This window comes from Roseateles sp. (genome assembly GCF_039595595.1).
Taxonomy (GTDB): Bacteria; Pseudomonadota; Gammaproteobacteria; order Burkholderiales; family Burkholderiaceae_C; genus Roseateles.
On sequence record NZ_JBCNLG010000011.1, the window covers coordinates 1 to 19,443 of the forward strand.

A 19,443-nucleotide genomic window follows, 5' to 3' on the forward strand; every position below is an offset into this window, starting at 1 on the left:
GGGCCGCGCCGCCAAGAACTGGCGAGAGGCAATGAACCAATTTGCCATCCTCTACGCAGACCGATTCACCAGGACCGGCTCGTAGCCTCGTAGAAGCGCCTCAAACACAGAATTCCTGACACTCCCGCTCCATCACGCACCCTGGGTCATCTGTGTCCAACTATCCATAAAGCCGAGTTGTATGACTCATGGTGAACTTGGTCGTCTCATCAACAAGATGAACCGGGAGGAGAGATTCCCCGAATTTCATCAGGCAATGCGCGACGCACTCAAAGAGATTCGGGAACTTCAAAACAAGCGCAAGCCTGAGAAAGTAAAAGGCTGAGCCGTAAACTAGAACGGCGCCTAGCCGTGGCCCTAGAACAGGCCATTCCTCAAAGCAAGACTCCTTGGCTGTCGTCCTCGCCTGCTTTCCGCCTGCCATTTAATCGCTGAGCAAACTCCTCGAACGACACACTAGAGGCCTGCTTCACTTTCGAACCCCGGTGCGGGCGTTGAGATAGTGGAGAAGAGATCTCACGCTATTGATGACGAGCATCGCTTCTGGTTCTTCTAGTAGCTCGTCGTTTGGGTGCGCCACACTGGCGTGATTTCGCAAGGGATTCAGGGCATCAACGATGTTGGCATGCGCCTTCAGAATCTTGTCGATGGACGACTGCCCGGTAGCAGTCGATGACAGCATTGGATGCTGCGTTCGTACCAGCTTGAACATCTCCGTGATGCTGGCGCCGTCTGCGTAGGCGATGCTCGCTTGATCTGCCAGTGTACGAAGGTATCCATGAAGGGCGGCGTGCACCCGATCAACGGCGCTCGTCGGCCCTTCTGTGGCGACCAGACGCTCGGCGTCGTTGAGCGCCCGTTCAACTGTGGCTGAGGTGATCTTCAGCACCGGTGAAGGGACCGAAGTAGGTCCCAAGGACTTGTCGAGATCTACTGCTACGAACCTGACGTGTTCGCTCGCCACGGTCTGCAACGCTGCGGCCACGGCCCTCGCATTTTCTTCGACCTGCCAGTCTTCCTTCTGTGTCAGCGCTTCGGCGTATTGCTGCATCGGCAGCATCTGGAAGAGAACACAGAACTCGTCTCCAAAGTTGTTGGTCCCCCGCTTGAACTCGAAGTCTCGACTCTCGAGGAATCGAGCAGCTTGAGGATCACCAATTATTCGAAGGTACTCAGCTGTCTTCGCTTTCAACAGCTGCCAGTCACCTAACGAGAAAACATCATCCAGTATTTGGATCTCACCAGAACCGGAACCTTGATAGAAGCGAATCACGATGCTGGCCGCCGGTCTGTAGTGAAGATTCGCGGCCCTGGAAGCCAAGCTGGCCAGCACGCCGTTTCTAGGCAATCCCCGTAGCCACCGGCTCAAGCGCAAACCCGAACGCTGAATCCAGCGCCGTAAGCGCGCTCTGAACCACGTGTGACTTCACTCAAGGTTTGACCGAGGTGTGAGGCAAAGTTTGGCCGTTTGCTGTTCATGTGTCGGCAACTCGCGACTAGAGTCCTGGTACGAGGACGAGAGACGATGCCGGATGAGTCGCGGATCTTTGGCCGGAAGTGATCAGTTCCACTTGGGCGTGGCCAGAATTTCTTCTGCGCCTTCAGGCAGTTACCGCAGTTTCCCTACGGCGCCACTCATAGTCTGGCAGCGCGTCCGAGGAATACTCTGAGGATTTCTTCATGGCTCCGTTCTCACGGCAAGAAGCCTCGTTGTGAGCCGCGGGGCGTGCGGCGATGCTGACCGCGCCCGTAGGGCCTTCGCAGAACTGCGCCAGGGCTGCGTGCCGTGGATCGCCTCGCCGTTGCGGCCCATCGAGTCGCCCAGGTCGTCAAGGATCCGTCGCTCGTTGGCGTCGACCGTGCCGTCGCCACGCAGGCGGATCGACAGCAGCAGGTTGTCGTTCTTCGCCACTACGTCGCACAGGAGGTGGATCACCGCTGACGCCGGCTTGTATTGGTAGGGCCAGCGGTTGAGACGGAGTCGGCTCGGTAGCTGTCGATGAGGTCGCGGCAGCGCAGGAACCACTGGCGCATGAACGCAGGGTCGTGTGGCGGGGCCTTCTCGTCACAGATGCGGTCGTTGCCTTCGCAGAAGCGAATGCCGCCCGCATTCGACCCACAGATGTCTCGAAGGCGAGGATCAGGCGAGCGGCACGAACTCGAAGCCCTGCTCCAGTGGCCGCAAGTGACCAATGGCCGGGAACGGGAAGTGGAAGCCGCCGACCAAGTCTGTGGTTTTCGCCACTCGGGCGAGGAACTTCTGCCTCTCGGCCAGCGATGCCTCTGGGTCGATGTCGCTGGCGACCATCCATTCCGGGTGGCGGGCGAAGAAGGCGGGCACGTTGATCATGTCGCCGATGTAGTGGAACGTGCGGCCGCCGCTTCTCACCTCGTAGATTGTGTGGCCCGGCGTGTGGCCGTACGCTGGGATCGAGAAGACGCCCGGCGCTATCTCTTGCCCCGGCGTGTAGCGCCGAAGCATCGATTCCGGCATGCCGGTGAAGACCCGCCGAACCTGTTCGAATGCCCACTTGCGATCGGGTGAGGCCTTCATCTGCTCGTCGCTCATCCAGTACGTGTACTCGCGATCTGATACCCATACCTTGGCATTCGGATACACGAAGTCGCCGGAGCGGTTTCGCAGCCCGCTGATGTGGTCGGCATGGAAGTGCGTGATGACCACCGTGTCGATATCCCCGGGCGCGAAGCCGGCCTGGCGCAGGCTGTCCAGCAGATGGCCCGTGGTCTCCCTCGGCGTACCAACCTCCCCGAGCCCCGTGTCCAGCAGGATGCGACGCGAACCGGCGACGACGAGAAAGCCCGTAAACGTCAGCTCGACGTAGTCGGTGCTGAGCCCGAGCGACGTGGCCAGCGCCTTGACGTCGGCGAAGGGCGCGTTCGTGACATAGCGTTCATGCAGGGGCAGGCGGGTGGCGCCGTCGTACAGCGCAATGATCTCGATGTCTCCAAGCCGCACACGGCGGAAGCGCTCGCTCGGCAGCGTTGGCAGGCCAAAGTTGGCGGTGGACTGGGCCCAGGCGACGCCGTTGGGCAGAAGGCCGGCGCTCGCTAAGGCTGCAACGGAATTCAGGAACTGGCGACGTTTCATCATCTTTGCCTTTCTGGGCAGGGAGCTTCACACCGTGGCGCGGTGGACAAGCAGGGTGTCAGTGAACTGTTCGAAGGCGACGACTTGACCGCCGGCCAGGCGCCAGACATGGGCGACTCGTGCCTGCATGGCTTTGCCGGTGCCGCGGTAGGTGCCGGAATACGTGCCGATGCCGATGACGTGGTCGCCGGCGTCGATCAGCCGCTCGAGCTTGAATCGGTAGCCCGCCCATTCGGCCCCGAGGCGGGCGAAGACGCCCTGCTTCACCGCTTCAGGGCCGCGATAGCTGCCGCCGCAGGGAAAGCCAGCCATCTCGGTCCAGTGCACATCGGCGGCCACGTCGGCCAGCATGGCGTCCACGTCGCCGCGGTCGGAGGCCGCGTAGTGGGCGGCGACGACGTCGAGGTTGGAGCGGCTCACCACTTCATCTCTCCCTTGGCGACCTTGGCGCCGAACTCCAGCGCCGCAGGCAGTCCGGCCGACGGGTAGCGCTGTTTCATCGCGGCGATCAGAGCCGCAGCGTCGGCGGCCTTCTGCAGTTCCTGCTCAAAAGCGAGCAGATAGTCGCGCGTGTAGGCGATGGCCGAGGCGTCCGTCGCGGCGTCCACCGCCATATGCCCCGGCACGACGATGGCCGGCCGGCGGGCGGCCATGGCTTCCAGATTGCGCACCCAAGCGGCGCGGGCCTGGGGCGTCGCGGTGTCGGCCGTCCACACGTGCAGGCCCGAGAACACCAGCACGCCGCCGAACACGGCCTGCAGCGACGGCACCCAGAGGTAGCGCCGGTTGTCCAAGCCCTGTGCCGACACGATATCAATGGCATGGCCTTCGAGTTGCAGCGAGGGCCCGTCGAAAGCCTCGGGCATGACGATGTCGGCCAGCGTCTGCGGGCCGTTCTCCTTGAGCTGCGGGCCCCAGACGGCCAGCTTCTTCTCGACATTGCCGCGGATGGCCGCGATGGTCGCCGAGGCGGCAATGACCTTGGCCTGCGGAAACGCCGCCTTGATGGGCCCGAGGCTGAAGTAGTAGTCGGGGTCGCTTTGGCTGATGTAGATGGTGGTGAGGGTCTTGCCGGAGTCTTGGATGGCCTGGGCTACGGCGCGCCCGTCGGGCAGCGAGAAGCCGGCGTCGACGAGGATGGCCTCGCGGGCGCCGGAAAGCAGCACCGGCGCGCGGTAGAAGCCGCGTTCGCCGGCCGGCAGGTGGCGCCACTGCAGGGCGGCGGCGCTGGCCTCATGCGAGGTCGCGGCCATGGCGGCGGCCGCGGCGGCGGTCTGGACAAAGTCTCGGCGGGTCATCATGAGTTTCCTTTCGATGAGGTGCGGCGATGGGCTTTTAGGCGACGGCCTGGAGTTGCGCCATGAAGGCGCGCGGATCGGAATACACGGCGCTGGCATGCACGAGCTGCTGACGCCCCTCGTCTTCGAGCACGAAGCTAGGGACGCCGCGGGCGCCAAAGCGGCGCATCAGCGCCTGTGCCTCGGCGATGCGGGCGTCGGCAGCGCTCACCAAGGTCTCGCGCGGCCCCTGCAGCGCCTGGGCGGCAGCGCTGAGCCCCAGGGCCTGCAGCACCTCGGCCAGGACGTCAGTGCGGGTGATGTCCCGGCCTTCGACATAGCGCGCCTGTTGGATGGCCTTGAGGGCTTCCATCTCGCGCTCCGGCGCCGTCTGGTGGACGGCGGTCAGAGCCAGCGTGGCGGGACCGCTGTCGAAGCGCTGCTCGCGATTGGCCAGCACCTCGTCGCGGTAGCACGGCGAGAAGATTTGGCCGCTCAGGCGCTCGATGCGCTGGTCGTTGGACCAGGCATAGGCGGCGAAGCCGTCGTCCATGGCGCGGGCGCCCGGTCCTTGGAAGAGGCCGCTGGGCAGTAGCCCGAGCCGGACCGTCCCCGCCGCCGCGATGGCGGCGAGCGTGGCGCTGGCGCCGTAGCACCAGCCGCAGAGGGGATCGAAGACGTAGTGGAGGGTGGTTTGCATGGCGGTCTCGTCGATGGATGCGCCCATGGTAGGAAGGAGCATTCAGAAGAAAAATGGCACATTGCTAGACTTTCTGTATGCCAACGGCAAACAATCAAACTGAAGGCCATCAGAGCGATCTCGCCAACCTCAAGCGGCTGGCCTATTTCGCCGCGGTGGTCGAGGCCGGCAGCTTCACCGCCGCGGCGGAACGCCTGGGCATCACGAAGGCTGTGGTCAGCCAGCAGGTGGCGCGGCTGGAACGCGACTTCCGCACCCAGCTGCTGACCCGCAGCACCCGCCGTGTCGCCGCAACGGATGCCGGCCAGGCCTTCTACGAGCGCTGCACACGCATCCTTCGCGAGGCGGGCGAAGCCTTCGACGAACTGGCCGGCGTGCCCAGCGAACCTTCGGGCACCCTGAGGCTGACGGCGCCGCTGGACTACGGCCTGACGACCGTCGTCGCGGCTGCTGTCGCCTTCAGCCGCCGCTTCCCGCAATGCAAGGTGGACCTGCGGCTGACCGACCAAGCACTGGACCTGCAAGCCGGCGAAGCGGAACTGGCCATCCGCGTCGGCTGGCTCAAGGACCTCGCGCTGCAGGCCCGCCAGATCGGCGGCTTCAGGCAGTTGCTCGTGGCGACGCCGGACTGGGCCCGCCGGCTCGATCCCGGCCAGGGACCTGAGCAGATTGCCGAGTTGCCCTTCGTCGCCAACTCGGCCCTGGCCGCGCCGCTGGACTGGGAGTTCAGCAACGCGGGTGGCGAGCGGCGGGCGGTGCAGGTGGACGCGGCCATCCGGCTCGACGCGACGCTGGCCGTCCGCGAGGCCGTCGCCCAGGGTGCCGGCCTGTCCGTCCTGCCGGACTACGCCGTGAGCGCCCAGTTGGCACAGGGAAGCCTGGTGCAACTGTTGCCAGACTGGACCTTGCCGAGCGGAGGCATCCATGTCGTCTATCCCGCGGCGCGCTTTCGGCCGGCCAAGGTCAAGCGGTTCGTCGACTTCCTGACCGCACTGAGCACCTAACGGACCGCCGCCCTGGCGGCACGGTCGATGAGGGCGACCACGGCGGCCGGGTGGCTGGCCATCGACAAATGGCTGGACGCGATCTCCTCGGTGTTGGCCTTCAGCTGGCCGGCGATCAGGCGCTGGGTGCGGGGCGGCAGGGCATGGTCGGCCGAGGTCACCAGATACCAACTCGGCTTGTCCCGCCAGGCGGCATGCGACACCGCATCAGCGAAGGATCGAGCGGCCAACGGCTTCTGGACGGCCGCGAGTGCGGCCGCAGCTGGCAGCGTCAAGTCACCGGCCATCACGTCGCGGAAGGCCTTGGCGTCGTCCAGCCAGATCAGTCCCGCCGCATCGGGCGCCATGCCCTCCATTGGCGCGTTCAGGCGCTGCAGCAGGGCCTGGGCCGATTCGCCACTGTCCGGCACCAGGGCCGACAGAAAGACCAGCGCCTTGACACCCGGCGCATTGCCCGCCTCGGACACAACGACGCCACCCCAGGAGTGGCCCACCAGCACGACAGGGCCGGTCTGGCGGTCGAGGACGCGCCGCGTGGCGGCGACATCGTCGGCCAGCGAGGTCAGCGGCAGCTGAACGGCCGTGACGTGGTAGCCCTTCTTTTGCAGCAGCGGAATGACGCGGGCCCAACTTGATCCATCGGCGAAGGCGCCGTGGACCAGCACGATGTCGGCGCGGGCCGGTGCGGCATGGGCGGCGACAGTCAACGCGGACATGAGGCTGCAGACCAGCCAGAAACGAAGAGCGCGGAGCATGAGATTCCTTTCAAAGCGGTGTTGTCAGGGCCTGGGCCTCAAGCGCCCAGCGCGGCGGGAAATCGGCGTGGCGCAGGGCTGGCGCGGCGACCAGCACGGCAACGTCGACGAGGCCGAAGGTCACGAAGGGATCATCGGCCAGCAGGGCGTCGAGTTCGGCGCGGTCTTCGCAATGGGCCAGGATCAGGCCACCGGTGCGGGGTTCGAGCGGCCCCGCGACGACGAAGCGCCCAGCGGCGACGTGTCGAGCCAGCCAGTCCCGATGGGCGGGCAGCTGAGCCGCGATGTCCGCCTGCGCGGCGCGGTAGTTCAAAGTCACGATGAAGAGCATGGCGTCCTCGCGTTCTCAGCCGGCGAGGACGGCGGCTACGGCTGCACCGGCCTCGGCGAGCGACTGCTCGCGCAGTTCGGGCCCCTTGGTGAGCCGCTCCGCGCGCACGATCTGCACGTCGTTGATGCCGAGGAAGCCGAAGAAGGCTTTCAGGTAGGACTCCTGGAAGTCCATGCCGGCAGCCGCTCCCACGGAGTACACCCCGCCTCGCGTGGAGGCGACGACGACTCGCCGGCCTCCGGCAAGGCCGACGGGGCCGTCGCTCGTGTAGCGGAAGGTCCGTCCCGGCTGGGCGATGCGGTCCATCCAGGCCTTCAGCTGGCTTGGCACCGAGAAGTTGTACATGGGGGCGCCGATGACGATGAGGTCGCTATCGAGGAATTCGCTGACCAGCGCCTCGGAGCGGGCATGCTCGGCGGCAATGTCAGCGTCGATGTCGCCGGGCGGGACCGTGCCGCGGAAGCCAGCGGCGATGGCACCCGTCAGGTGCGGCAGGCCTTCGGCGACGAGGTCGTGATAGCGCATCTGCGCGGCGGGATGTTGTCGCAGCAAGCCGTCCACGATGAGCTGGCTGATGCGGCGCGAGGCCGATGCATCGGCGGCGAGACTGGCGTCGAGGTGCAAGATATTCATGAAGCTGTGCAGGGAGTAGCGATGGCAGGCACGATAAAAAGAGGCCGGTGCCTGCACTAGTCATCGCGCGCGAGACGGACCGTTCTGCTTTCAGGACAATCCGGCCGCCTCCACATGAGACCCGAATGGAAGACCTGAACGATCTGGCCTTATTTGCCGCTGTCGTGACGCACGGCGGTTTCTCCGGTGCGGCGCGCGCCCTCGGCATCCCGAAGTCGCGGCTGAGCCGGCGCGTGGCGGAACTGGAGGAGCGCCTGGCCGTGCGGCTGCTGCAGCGCTCCACGCGGTCGGTCAGCGTGACCGAAGTCGGCGCGGCCTTCTTCGCGCATTGCGAGTCCATGTCAGCCTCGGCCAAGGCGGCCTATGAGGTGGCCGCGCGCGCCCACGCCAAGCCCTCGGGCCGGCTGCGGGTCAGCTGTCCCATCGGCGTGGCCCATCTCTTCGTCGCGCCGCTGTTGCCGACCTTCCTGCTGGCCCATCCGGAGGTGCGCCTCGACTTAGACCTGACCAACCGCCGCGTCGACCTCATCGGCGAGGGCTATGACGTCGCAATCCGCATCCGCTCGGCGCTGGAGGACTCCGACCTCGTCATCCGGCAGCTCGGGCACAGCGACCAGATCCTGGTCGCCGCCCCGAGCTTTGTCGCCAGCCACGGACCGTATGCGAGAGCAGAGGACTTGAGCGGCGTTCGAGGCGTCGGCCCTGCGGGTGTGCGGGGCGAGAGGCCTCGGTGGAGCCTGGTGTCCCCCGCGGGGACGCCGCTCGAGATCGACTATCAGCCCAGCCTGGCGACCGACGACGTCTACCTGATGTCGCGCATGGCCGTCGCCGGCGTGGGCGTTGCGCAGCTGCCCTTCCACGTCTGCGAAGACGATCTCCGGCAGGGGCGGCTGATCGACCTGCTGCCTGGCCATCGGCCACCGGACCACCAACTGCACGCGGTCTATCCAAGCCGTCGAGGGATGGTCCCGGCGGTGAAGGCCTTCGTCGACCTGCTGGCGGCCGAGCTTCCCAAGTCGATGGCCAGGGCCCATCGCGAGTTCATTGACGTCGTCGGACATGAGGTTGGCGAAACGGGTCAGGGTGTCTTAGAAGCTATGCCGCATGCCGAGGGCGAGGATGCTGGACCTGCCGTCCGGTGAGATGCCGACGCCGTTGAAGGCTGGCGTCTCTCGCAAACCCAGCGCGGCGAGGATCGCATCAGGGCCACCCGAAACATTGATCGGCCTCGCACCCGCTGGCGTCACGCCCACGATAGGCAGCACGTTGCCCTGCCGGTCTTCAGCGACGGCGAGGCGCGAATAGAGCACCGTCCGCTTGGACAGCTGATAGTCCACGCCCAGCGAGATGCCGAGGTTCTTGCCGCGAGTGAAATTCGTGAAGCGGCTCTCGCCGGCCTCGCCGATCCAGACGAAGTTGCCGACAGGGGCCCGCGCGCCGACGACGAAGGTTTGAATCTTCGGGTCGAAGCTCCCCGCACCGGGCAGGCGCAGCGGCGGCTCGAAGTAGCGGCCCTCGTGGACCATCGCGTGCAGCGACGGACCATCGATCGACAGCATGTACCTTCCGGACAGCGCGACACCCCAGTACTTGTCCAGTTCGAGGATCGAGCCGCCCTGCGACAGGACGGGGACGTCGAACTCGTTGTAATGGACGCCCGCGGTCAGACTGAACGTCGAGGTAACGAATGTCCGAGGGAGGGGCGAGGCGCACCGGTCGCCCGAAGAAACACGCGGTCATTGAAGGCTTCCGCAGGCGCGCTTGGTACCGGTGTTGCGTACTCCAGACCGGAGCCCTGACGCCGGGTGCGCTTTATCGCCAGTTCGGAGCCCACGCGGGCGGGTCGCGCCGGGACTGGGAGCGATATGCGCAGGGGCGACATACGCCCACATCAATTGCCCAGCTGATCGGACGCCTGCATCCGGAGACGCTGGCAGTGCTCAATAGCCCCCTATGGACGGCCCTGCATCCGTCCGCACCAACTGACCATCGACAGGTAGACCAACTGCTTGCCCAACTGGACTCAGAGGTCGCCACACAGTTCGTTTACCGCCGAAGCGACGGCACGGTGGCACGTGACTGGAACAGCGTCGAGCAGGAGGTCTGGAGCTTCCCCCAACCTCGCCTCGCAATTGACTATCTAGCCGCCTACCTGCTGCTGTTTCGTGAGCTCAGGTTGTCTGGTCGCGAGATCGCAGCGGAGCGAGCCCAAACGTGGGCCCACGCGGCAATGGAAGTGATCGAGCAATGCCCAATCTTGGGCGACCTCGCAGCGGAGATCCGGGCATTCATCAGTGAACAGCCATGGTGGCCGCCACCGCCTCGTTGAGGCTATGGAGTCGCGGCGCCGACGACGCTTCCAAGGACATCGACACCTGCGTCGGCAATTGCGCATTAGCAGCGCGCATCTCGTCGACTAATCCCCGCAGGTGTTGCGCACTGCGAGTGGACCGTGCGCAGATGCGATGTCTCTGGCGTCATGCCCCTTGCCACCCGGACGCCTAAGCGATCTCAGCCAAGTTGCGCAGCCCTCCCGAATCGGCTACGTGGCTGTCACTCCCGGACCAGCCCGAGATGAGCAGGCGCCTGCCATTCCCTTTCGCCAATGCACTTGGCGATGTGGCGAGAAGGCTCTTTAATCACCATTCAACAACTTAACGAGAATTGAATGTGGATTTAACGAGACTCCCACCGAGCGCTCCATATTCTTGTGTTGAAAATCGCAATTCCCCCCTTTTAGGGGATCTTCCACCGGTGCGACCACAACCACACTCTTGCTCGTTTGGTTAGCACATCCGCGAAATGTCTTCGTTACCCGCGCTTTCACTTTCCGAGGCATTGGCGATCGTTGCGCAGCTTCATCGAATTCCCGAGGGGCGCTCAGCCGAAAGCCCTTCGGGAATAGATTCAGGAGAGTCCGAAAGCCACGATGTGCGCACAAGAGCTCACCAATTGGGGCTCGCTTCGAAGACGGTCACACTGACGCCCCTGCGCCTGGTTCGGTTGCCTAAACCGATCCTCATTCCACAAAACACGGGCGGCTTCCTTTTAGTTCTGGAAGCCAATGAGCAAACCGTACAGGTCGCCTCCCGTGATGGGAGGCGCGCAATATCCAGGTCGCTGAGGATTCAGGACGTTTGCTCTGCAATAGGTGACGCTGGCTTCGTATTTAAGAGCCTCTATTCTGAATATCAGCGGGCCGACCGCCTCGACTTTAGCTGGTTTATCCCCTCACTAATAAAACACCGGAAGTTGTTGGCGGAAGTGTTCGGGGTATCGCTACTACTCCAAGTGTTAGCGCTAGCCGCCCCTCTACTTTCGCAGGGGGTAATGGACAAGGTAATTGCTCATCACGCCACGGACACCCTGCATGTGATCGTTGCTTGTATGGCCGCAGTCGCTATAGCGGAGTGTGTTCTCAGCTTAGTCCGCAGCTACGTACTGACGCACACCACTAATCGCATCGACGTAGAACTGGGCAGTGCGCTGTTCCGGCACTTGCTGAAACTACCAGTCTCCTTCTTCGAAGGCCGCAGTGTCGGCGACATTACATCGAAGGTAAAGGAACTTGACGGGCTGCGGCAATTGCTAACGGGGACGGCTCTCACCCTCGTCATCGATGTCGTCTTTTCGCTCGCCTATCTTGTAATTCTCTCAGTTTATAGCGCGAAGCTAACGTTGATTGTTGCAGCAGGTCTCCCTTGCTATTTCCTGGTTACCGCCGTCATAAGCCCAATATTGAAGCAGCGATTAGAGCTACGTCAGAAGCGAAGCGCCGAAGCGATGAGCACCTTGGTCGAATCGGTGAGCGGGATTCAAACCATCAAATCGTCCGGTCTGGAAGGCTATACCGAACGTCTATGGAATCGGCTGTTGGCCGCCCAGACGCGCGCCAATTTCTCAGCGTCCCAGATTGCCAGCGTTGGCAATGAGTGCATCTCGATGCTCTCAAAGCTCTCGACCGCATTCATTCTGCTGTTCGGGGTCGGGGAAGTCATGGCCGGAGAGATGACACTGGGAATGTACATCGCCTTCAACATGCTGGCGGGGAGGGTCTCTCAGCCGATCATGCGAGTCTCCCAGCTATGGCTGCAATTCCAGGAGGCTGGAATCTCCATGGGAAAGCTCGCCGATATTCTGAACGAACCAATTGAATCCGGTGAGGCGGCACATGTCAGTCCGCGCTTGCAAGGAAACATCCAGATCCGCGACCTTGAGTTCACATATCCAGGCGGGATTTCCCCGTCGCTACGCGACGTATCTATCAATATTCCTGCAGGGGGATCTTTGGGCATCGTAGGCCGGAGCGGCTCGGGGAAAAGTACTTTGGCGCGACTGCTTCAAGGACTACTCTCGCCTACAAAGGGCGCCATTCAGATCGATGGAGTGGACGTTCGCAATATCGACAAGGGGGTATTTCGGTCGCAAGTTGGTGTAGTGCTCCAAGACAGTATGCTATTCAATAGATCGATCCGGGAAAACATTGCGCCAGAGTTGGCCGATACGGAGATGGACCGAGTCATCGAGGTTGCGAAGCTTGCCGGTGCGCACGATTTCGTGATGGAGTTGCCGAATGGCTACAACACCATCGTCGGCGAACGCGGCGCGTCGCTATCGGGCGGGCAACGTCAGCGTATTGCAATTGCTCGCGCGCTTTTCCGCAACCCTCGAATTCTAATATTTGACGAAGCAACAAGCGCGCTGGATTATGAAAGCGAGGCCGTGATTCAAGGCAACATGGCCAAGATCTCCCAAGGCCGCACGACGATCATCATTGCCCATCGCCTATCCGCTGTAAGGCATTGCCACCGCATCATCACGATCGAACGTGGCCAGATTGCCGAATTCGGAAGCCATGACGATCTGATTAACCGATCTGGGCTGTACGCCCACCTTTGGAAGATTCAGGCAAATGTCAGGCCTATTTCCCTAGGGGCTACGAATCCGAGCCCGTCCGCGGAGGCAGCCAATGCTGCGTAGCATTCTGGCGGCCCGCTATAAGAGAGTCATCCGGGGCGCTTGGGCCGCTAGACGTGCGCTGGAGACTCGCCAACTTAGCCGCTCCGAGGCGAGTTTCCTGCCCGATGTGCTGGCTATTCAGGAATCACCGCCGCACCCTTTGCCGCATATCGCGGCGGCAGCGGTCTGCGTGCTTGTCGTGCTCGCCGGACTGATGCTCGCCTTCGTCGAACTTGACATTGTCGTTGTGTCGCAAGGTAGAACGATTCCCGGAAGTCACACGAAACAAGTGCAGGCGCAAACCAGCGGCTTGGTCACTGCGCTGCGAACACACGATGGTGGGCTGCTTCACAGGGGGGATGTGCTCCTCGAAATCGATGCCGGAGAAGTTCGAGCGGACATCGAGAAACAAAACCACGAGATCGCACATCTAGAGGACGTCCGCCGGGATCTCAACATACTCATTGCACTGACCGACTGTTTAGAGACTCATTGCCAAGTTTTGTCCGAAGTCAGCGACCGCCTAAGCGCAAGCGCGCAAGCCGAGTATTCGGCAGAGTTCACACAACTCCGACTTCTTCGTCTGCAGTATGAGAAAAGTGTGGCTGAATTGAAATCTGCGGATGCGTCTGTGGCGCGGATTCAAGCAAGTCTACCCGCTGTGGAAAAGAAGACTTCGGACTACGCGCAACTGGTCAAGGACGGATTCCTCTCAAAGCATTCAGACTTAGATCAGTCACGCGTCCTGGTAGACACGCGCGCCCAATTGGCGGTAGCGCAGGCCAGCCGTCATGAGGCGGAGGTATCGGCCAAGGAGGCAAATGCCAAGATTCAAACTTTCCTTGCTGACACGCGGAATGGTTTGCGAAAGCGCATGGACGAGAACCAAGAGAAATTGGAGGCCGCGATTGCGGGCAAGGTCCGAAGCGAAGTTTCCCTCGCGCATTCCTACGTGCGGTCGCCAATCGAGGGAACCGTGCAACAACTGGCCGTGCACGGCCCGGGAGAAAACGTTCAGATAAATGCAGTCGTTGCTCAGATTGTCCCGCTTGGAGACGAACTGTTGGCGGACGTCTTGATCGAAAGCAAAGACCGAGCGAATCTACGGATCGGAAGTGAGGCCGAGATCAAGATCGACGCTTATCCATTTTCGAAGCACGGGACCGTTCGAGGAAGAGTTGAAGAACTGGCCTCGGACGCGGTAGCGCAAGAGTCGAAGGGGCTCTTCTATCCGGCAAAAGTGAAGATTCTGAGTTCTCGCCAAGAGCTTCAGACCGCAGGCATCAACATTGTGCCGGGACTTTCGTTGATAGCGGAGGTAAAGACGGGAAGGCGTCGACTATTTGAGTACTTCTGGTCCCCGCTCAAGTCCGCAGCGACAAACACATTCAAGGAAAAATAAAACTCCGGGGATAACCCCCAAGACGGTGGCTGGCCGTTACCAGCGAGAAAGAAGAAGACGAGAAAGCTATGTTGTCATACATTGACCTGCTGAATAGTCAGAACCTCAATACAGAGCAGCAGACCCTTTTAGAGGGCGAAGCGATGTACCTATATTTCCCCGACGACAATAACCAGCAGCAGCCCTCTGCTGGTAGTTCTGACGCGGGAGACCGGATGGAAGACTACGCCTGGATTGAATCTCGGGAAGCGCATTGGGCGAACGTTGAACAGGAGTGGCACGCGACCATTAACTCGTCGAGTGTCCAAGAATGGGAGCAGCTAAGCTACCCGGAACAAATCAACCAAAATTACGTGCAGTCCGGCCTTGAAGTGGTGCCGTGGGACCCGTCGGATTCTCCAGACATCGGGGGTGGCGTCAAACTGGCCACGACCGAGGCGAAAAGCCAGCATTTGTCGGACGTCTTCATTGGCGCCAGTGGCGAGTACACCTGGGCCGTTCAAGTGTCGGTTACTCCCGGTGTGGAGAACGATGTCACGCCGACCATGGAGGCCGCGTTCAACAACGTGATGAGCACGGCCGACGGAATCTCTTCAGTCAACCTCTCATCCGTTTCCGAGACGACCAAGACCCATACAGTTGGAACCAACCATCAAGTCGGCGACGCAGTGGACATCAACTGGATCAACGGCGTGCACGTCGGCACCTCCGGCGACGGCTTCCTTCTGGCACAGAAGATCAAGTTGGCCGCCATGAATGATCCGAACGTTCGTTACGTGGAAGGGCCAGGAGGTAACTTCTCTCGCTTGGTGCCAGGCGGAGAATGGTCTCGCTCCGCAAACCTTGACACTATGAACAGTCACGTCCACTTTGACGTTTTCCCCCCGGCGCCCGGACACTGAAAGCAACTCATGCGCTTAAAAGCCATCATCACGCTTGTTGTTTCCGTTCTTGCCTTCAATGCTCATGCCGCTGAATTTGAGTATTTGGGGCTGTATTCCAACGTCAAGCAATCTTCAGAATCTGGGGACTGCGGAGGCTATGACATCGAACTCTGGTCCGTTCGAGACAAGTCAACCCGTTCGAACATCACGGGCCTGTTCCGGCTCGTAGATGGCAACTGCGACCAAGCGCCTCGCCCAGTCTTCAACGGACGTCTGAATCGGAAGACGGGAGAACTGACCTTCGATGTCCCTGTGGCCGAAACCCCGGTCCTGTCATCCGGGGCATTTAAAGGGTCACTGAAAGAGGGTTCGCTGATTGGCACGTTGACGCTTACGAACGGCGATCCCGCGCAGGCGAACACGCAGAAGATGTCAGTCAAGACGGAGCGGAAACAAGGTCGATGACGGCCGGTGCCACCGATCAGGGCCCCGCCTTCCAGTGTCTGGGCCGAGCCGTGCAGGCTGTCTGTGAACTCAATGGTGCGCTGCTTGAGGCTGCCGAGCGGGTCCATAGAGCTGGGGGGCGGCTTTACCTGACCGGTGGCGCTATCCGGGACATCTTCTTTCAGCGCGAGCCAGCGGACTTTGACCTGGTCGCCGATCTGCCACTGACTGCATTGGCGCGACTGTTTCCTCAGCATACGCCCTGGGGGCAACGCTTCAGATCCATACGAGTCGGCGTCTCAGGAATGCAGTTTGAGCTGACATCGCTGCGCAAGCGGGGAGAAACCGGAGGAGAGTTCGCTTATCTCGACGGAGGCGACGAGTTCTCAAGTCGCTCGGTAGACGAAGATGCGCGGTTGCGCGACTTGACGATCCACGCAATCTACTTCGATCTCACATCTGGGCGGCTGGTCGATCCCTGTGGTGGCGTGCGCGACCTCGTTGCCCGGCGGATCTCCTTCGTGGACTCACCAGAGCGATCGTTGGCCCACGACCCGGTCCGCGCGCTGCGAGCCTTGCGAGTCGCAGTTCGGTATAGCTTGCATGTTGCTGGCGACCTGAAGGCCCCGATCCAGTCTGCGCTGAGATGCCTGGGTGCGGATGTGCGGACCCACTATGAACTCTACAGGGCGGTCTCTTCCGGAAGGTGCGAAGCATTCCTCCAGCTGCTGATGTCCGCCGATCTCACCGATGGGTTCATCGCAACAAGATGGCTGGACGCGTCTGCCACGAGAGAGGCATTGCTTGCCGGCGCGAGAATGCTTGATCGATCTGAGACCAAGCCTTTGAACTTGGAGGGTGCGCTAGCCACGTTGTTGCTTCCTCTCGTCGCTCATAGGTTGGCTGAAACGGGCAGCGCATTGCCGGTGGAACTCGCTCAAGGAGCCTGCCAGGCACTGGCGACCAGCGTGTTTCCCAATGTCCTGACCTTTGGCCAACGTGCGTCTCTGGTCTCTCGTTGGCTGAATTGGCATCGGGCTCGCCTGGCAACCAATGCGCTGCCATGACCGCCGCACCTCAAGTTCCCTGGGTTCGCCCACGCACCCGCGGCACAGAGCTGCATGCATGCATTGCAACTGCAGCTCGCCTGTTCGGCGCCGCCATCGACCTTCGACACTGCTTGAGCGGCCGTCCTCCGGCGTCCTCGCCTTCGTATCGAGATGTCCAGCGGCTTGCCACTTGGGCCAGGCTCGCTGCGGTGCAAGTTGCTCATGCGCCTGCGCACGCACCAGGTCCAGCATGGCGCGACGGTCCTGTGCTGTTCGTCACCTCATCCGATGAGCCGGGGCTAATACTGGGTTCGCATCAAGGGAAGTTCGACATCTTTCTGCCAACTCACGAACGACCTCTCCATCGATGGACCACAGACTGCCTGCAGGCGGCTGAGCCAAGGATGTTCGCCCGTATTCGACGCTCGAGGTCTTCCATAGAGCGTCGGTGGTGGACCGAGAGGTACGTGGCTTGGGATCTTCAAGACTTCGAGCCTACAGCAGCTACCTCACAAGCCTCAATGGAGGCGCTGCGGAGTAAGCTTCACGGGCAGGTCGTAGTGAACTGCGTTCCGGCACGCCTTCAAGACTTCAGCGTCGATGGCCTGCTAAAGGCGCATGGCGCGCTTCAGGGTGCTCTTGTCGGGTCCTTTCGAGATGTCGACATGGCTGGATTTCAGCCGTATGCAGTGCATAGGGACATTGCTCGTCACTGCGAACGTCTTCTGGCTCGAGCCGCCGCAGTGGCAGCCGGCTCAACCGACTTCGTTCGACTCGCCCAGCTCGTGTCCGACTTTCTCCTTGTCCATCCGTTCTTGGATGGCAATCGACGCGTTTGCTGCCTGCTCATATCCAGTGTGTGTGTGCACTGGGACCGCGTACTCGATCTTTCGCGGTGTCCACTGCCGCATTTTTACTTTGCAGTCCGACTGGCATCCCGGGGCTACCCAAAGTCTCTTGCTCGTCTACTCGCACAGGCCTGTCCCAATGGCGGATGAATGGTGCGGGCGAGCATAAATTGATCAAGGTGCCGCACGTCGCCTGCGATTCGATCGCTCGCTGCGTCCTAAGAAGTTAGCAGCGCTGTCGTACGCCCTTTTGCCCTGTCCCGGATGGCGAAGGTGTATGCAAGTCTTCCTCGCGGCACAACCATCGCGCAAGCCACAGGGTGCGGCGCATGGCGCTTAACTCATCGAGACGGGCGGTAGTGAAGTGTTGGCCTGTACGCCGCTCCAACGCTCGAAGCGCCAGAATTCGCGCGAGCGACGGGCCTACGCCTGTCGTCAGCACGTAGGTGACCGCAGCGCCGAGCACCGGCATTGCGAGCCACATAACGTCGTGGCGTTGCAGCCCGTTCAGTTGCGGCAGCAGAGGCACGTTAAGCGCAAGGGCGGACAGGAAAGCAATCCGGCCGAGCGTCGGTTGACTGCCGGTGACGGGCAGCGGGCGCAGTTGATGCCGCTCAAGGTCGATGACAGGTGTCAGCGCGACGGGTATACCGTCCTTGGTCGGTGACAGCCGCCGCGGCTTCGGTAAGTCATGTGCACGCCCGACAGCAGAAACAGGATGCCGGTGAACGGCGCAAAGGTGAGCACGGCGCGCGGCCCCAGCAGAAACGTCCACATCGCCGGAACGATCAACACGCCGGCGACCGCCATAGCGATGGGCGTGCCCTTCAGGGTTTGAAGATTGTCTGGGGGTCTCACCGAGACATCCCAAGTGCAGCGCGCGCTTGGTTCTCCGCAAAGTCGGCGCCACCAGAGGCATTCCAGATCACCTGCACCGCCACTCCCGTCGCCAAGCCGATCAGCACCAGCGGGGCGCCCACCACAGTCAGGCCAAGCCCGGCGGTGATTGCGACCGCCACGGGGACCGCGGCAATGCTAGCAGCCAGTCCGAGCGCATTTCCGCTTTGGTTTCTCGCAGAGGAGACCAAAAACTTGTTGGTGTCGAAAGACCGGATGTGCCTCTTGCCGTTAGCGTCGAATCATGGTCCTTGCCAGGCGGCTCAAACGGCGCGGAACTCTTCCCGACCACGCCCCTGTGCCTCGAGGTCAGCCAGCCACTTGGGTGCCCGCCCGCGGCCCGACCATGTGTCTGCCGGGTTTGCAGGATTGCGGTAGCGCACTGGTGCGGTCTTTCCGCCATGGCTGGCTACTGGCAAGTACGGCTTTAGCGCCTCAGCGCCTTCCGCAACGGTGAACCCGGCGGCTTCCAACTTCTTGGCAAATCCGTCCACCAAGACCTTCAGCTCCTCGCTTCTCTTCTCGGCGATCTGCCGCTCAAGCTGCTTGCTCAGATCCACCAACTGGGCATACGAGAGCTTGGTCACATCAACGTTCGACACGGGATCCTCGGGACAGTTATTTGGTCCACGATCCTACCTGTAGGGATCGCCGCCGTCCCCGTTGCATATTCCGGTCTTGATGACCATTCGTTCCAGACTCCCGTGGCCCAGTTACCCCAGCGGCGGATGTCCCGCGCGTAACGTGAGCCGCTCCTGTGGCCCCCTCGCGTAAGCGTTATCCTCGTCGGCCGGGTTGGCTGAAAGGGTGACCGCATGGACGACTGGGACGCTGATGTCGACGCTGAGTTGCGGCCCAACGGCAGTTATGTGCCTGTCTTAGTGCTGACTCCGCCGAAGTCTGTGGGACCGCCGGTGCGCGTTTTCCTCGACGGGGAGTACAAGCATGAGGAACTCGCGCGCATGGCCGTCCTGGACGCGATGGTTGCCATGACGCATCAACCGCCTGACCGTTAGGCAGTCCCGGCTGCGAGACATCAAGCCGGAAACCTGCTGATCGCTGGGGGCCAGATTCTGGGAGACCACATGGCACTCGAATTGATCAGGTTGAATCACGATCGCTTGTCGCGCCTATCGCGTGCGTCAGCGCAG

The 19,443-nt window shown here is 62.0% G+C and carries 21 protein-coding genes; 9 read left to right on the forward strand and 12 right to left on the reverse strand.

The features are described from left to right. Window positions 1-181 precede the first annotated feature (181 nt). On the forward strand, window positions 182-325 hold the full coding sequence (locus ABDW61_RS14695; protein WP_343639642.1) for a hypothetical protein: 144 nt from the start codon (window positions 182-184) through the stop codon (window positions 323-325). A gap of 144 nt (window positions 326-469) precedes the next feature. Here the strand turns inward: ABDW61_RS14695 and ABDW61_RS14700 are convergent, their stop codons facing one another. From ABDW61_RS14700 to ABDW61_RS14725, 6 genes are all read right to left on the reverse strand, one after another. Then, window positions 470-1,333 (reverse strand): abortive infection family protein, encoded by an 864-nt coding sequence (locus tag ABDW61_RS14700; protein ID WP_343639643.1) that lies wholly within the window; start codon window positions 1,331-1,333, stop codon window positions 470-472. A gap of 345 nt (window positions 1,334-1,678) precedes the next feature. After that, window positions 1,679-2,026 (reverse strand): alpha-L-fucosidase, encoded by a 348-nt coding sequence (locus ABDW61_RS14705; protein WP_343639644.1) that lies wholly within the window; start codon window positions 2,024-2,026, stop codon window positions 1,679-1,681. A 114-nt stretch (window positions 2,027-2,140) separates the two neighbouring features. After that, window positions 2,141-3,112, reverse strand: a complete 972-nt coding sequence (locus ABDW61_RS14710) for an MBL fold metallo-hydrolase (RefSeq protein WP_343639645.1) — start codon at window positions 3,110-3,112, stop codon at window positions 2,141-2,143. 24 nt (window positions 3,113-3,136) lie between these two features. Continuing rightward, the gene (locus ABDW61_RS14715) at window positions 3,137-3,529 is read right to left on the reverse strand and encodes a nuclear transport factor 2 family protein (protein ID WP_343639646.1); all 393 of its coding nucleotides are present in this window, start codon (window positions 3,527-3,529) and stop codon (window positions 3,137-3,139) included. Then, entirely contained in the window at window positions 3,526-4,410 is an 885-nt protein-coding gene (locus ABDW61_RS14720; protein WP_343639647.1) for an MBL fold metallo-hydrolase, read from the reverse strand. The genes ABDW61_RS14715 and ABDW61_RS14720 overlap by 4 nt, the downstream gene beginning before the upstream one ends. Window positions 4,411-4,444: 34 nt before the next feature. Beyond that, on the reverse strand, window positions 4,445-5,086 hold the full coding sequence (locus tag ABDW61_RS14725) for a DsbA family protein (protein ID WP_343639648.1): 642 nt from the start codon (window positions 5,084-5,086) through the stop codon (window positions 4,445-4,447). Window positions 5,087-5,163: 77 nt separating this feature from the next. Between ABDW61_RS14725 and ABDW61_RS14730 the strand changes: the two genes are divergently transcribed. Then, complete coding sequence (locus ABDW61_RS14730) at window positions 5,164-6,090, forward strand: LysR family transcriptional regulator (RefSeq protein ID WP_343639649.1); 927 nt, start codon at window positions 5,164-5,166, stop codon at window positions 6,088-6,090. Here the strand turns inward: ABDW61_RS14730 and ABDW61_RS14735 are convergent. Genes ABDW61_RS14735 through ABDW61_RS14745 form a run of 3 tightly spaced genes read right to left on the reverse strand, consistent with a single transcriptional unit; the run spans window position 6,087 to window position 7,809 of the window. Further along, entirely contained in the window at window positions 6,087-6,845 is a 759-nt protein-coding gene (locus tag ABDW61_RS14735; RefSeq protein WP_343639650.1) for an alpha/beta hydrolase, read from the reverse strand. The genes ABDW61_RS14730 and ABDW61_RS14735 overlap by 4 nt on opposite strands. Before the next feature lie 10 nt (window positions 6,846-6,855). Beyond that, window positions 6,856-7,176, reverse strand: coding sequence for a YciI family protein (locus ABDW61_RS14740; protein ID WP_343639651.1), 321 nt, complete (start codon window positions 7,174-7,176; stop codon window positions 6,856-6,858). A 15-nt stretch (window positions 7,177-7,191) separates the two neighbouring features. Next, window positions 7,192-7,809 (reverse strand): NAD(P)H-dependent oxidoreductase, encoded by a 618-nt coding sequence (locus ABDW61_RS14745; protein WP_343639653.1) that lies wholly within the window; start codon window positions 7,807-7,809, stop codon window positions 7,192-7,194. A 125-nt stretch (window positions 7,810-7,934) separates the two neighbouring features. Here ABDW61_RS14745 and ABDW61_RS14750 point away from each other — a divergent pair, with 125 nt between their 5' ends. Continuing rightward, complete coding sequence (locus ABDW61_RS14750; protein WP_343639655.1) at window positions 7,935-8,951, forward strand: LysR substrate-binding domain-containing protein; 1,017 nt, start codon at window positions 7,935-7,937, stop codon at window positions 8,949-8,951. On the opposite strand, the gene ABDW61_RS14755 is transcribed toward ABDW61_RS14750, so the two are convergent. Beyond that, window positions 8,898-9,368 (reverse strand): hypothetical protein, encoded by a 471-nt coding sequence (locus ABDW61_RS14755; RefSeq protein WP_343639657.1) that lies wholly within the window; start codon window positions 9,366-9,368, stop codon window positions 8,898-8,900. The two genes, ABDW61_RS14750 and ABDW61_RS14755, sit on opposite strands and share 54 nt — an antisense overlap. Before the next feature lie 1,243 nt (window positions 9,369-10,611). Between ABDW61_RS14755 and ABDW61_RS14760 the strand changes: the two genes are divergently transcribed. From ABDW61_RS14760 to ABDW61_RS14780, 5 genes are all read left to right on the forward strand, one after another. Continuing rightward, window positions 10,612-12,789, forward strand: a complete 2,178-nt coding sequence (locus ABDW61_RS14760; RefSeq protein ID WP_343639659.1) for a type I secretion system permease/ATPase — start codon at window positions 10,612-10,614, stop codon at window positions 12,787-12,789. Beyond that, window positions 12,779-14,170: an HlyD family type I secretion periplasmic adaptor subunit gene (locus ABDW61_RS14765; RefSeq protein ID WP_343639661.1), complete on the forward strand. Its 1,392-nt coding sequence runs from the start codon at window positions 12,779-12,781 to the stop codon at window positions 14,168-14,170. Before ABDW61_RS14760 ends, ABDW61_RS14765 begins: the two co-directional genes overlap by 11 nt. Window positions 14,171-14,238: 68 nt before the next feature. Beyond that, on the forward strand, window positions 14,239-15,072 hold the full coding sequence (locus ABDW61_RS14770) for a hypothetical protein (protein ID WP_343639663.1): 834 nt from the start codon (window positions 14,239-14,241) through the stop codon (window positions 15,070-15,072). Window positions 15,073-15,081: 9 nt separating this feature from the next. Continuing rightward, window positions 15,082-15,519: a hypothetical protein gene (locus tag ABDW61_RS14775; protein ID WP_343639664.1), complete on the forward strand. Its 438-nt coding sequence runs from the start codon at window positions 15,082-15,084 to the stop codon at window positions 15,517-15,519. Next, the gene (locus ABDW61_RS14780) at window positions 15,516-16,565 is read left to right on the forward strand and encodes a hypothetical protein (protein ID WP_343639666.1); all 1,050 of its coding nucleotides are present in this window, start codon (window positions 15,516-15,518) and stop codon (window positions 16,563-16,565) included. Before ABDW61_RS14775 ends, ABDW61_RS14780 begins: the two co-directional genes overlap by 4 nt. 1,056 nt (window positions 16,566-17,621) lie before the next feature. Here ABDW61_RS14780 and ABDW61_RS14785 read toward each other — a convergent pair. After that, window positions 17,622-18,314, reverse strand: coding sequence for a hypothetical protein (locus tag ABDW61_RS14785; RefSeq protein ID WP_343639667.1), 693 nt, complete (start codon window positions 18,312-18,314; stop codon window positions 17,622-17,624). A 241-nt stretch (window positions 18,315-18,555) separates the two neighbouring features. Further along, window positions 18,556-18,894 (reverse strand): H-NS histone family protein, encoded by a 339-nt coding sequence (locus ABDW61_RS14790; protein WP_343639668.1) that lies wholly within the window; start codon window positions 18,892-18,894, stop codon window positions 18,556-18,558. A 213-nt stretch (window positions 18,895-19,107) separates the two neighbouring features. On the opposite strand from ABDW61_RS14790, the gene ABDW61_RS14795 reads away from it, so the two are divergent. Beyond that, window positions 19,108-19,308 carry a hypothetical protein gene (locus ABDW61_RS14795; RefSeq protein ID WP_343639669.1) on the forward strand — a complete coding sequence of 67 codons (201 nt, stop codon included), beginning with the start codon at window positions 19,108-19,110 and terminating at the stop codon, window positions 19,306-19,308. Window positions 19,309-19,443: the final 135 nt, after the last annotated feature.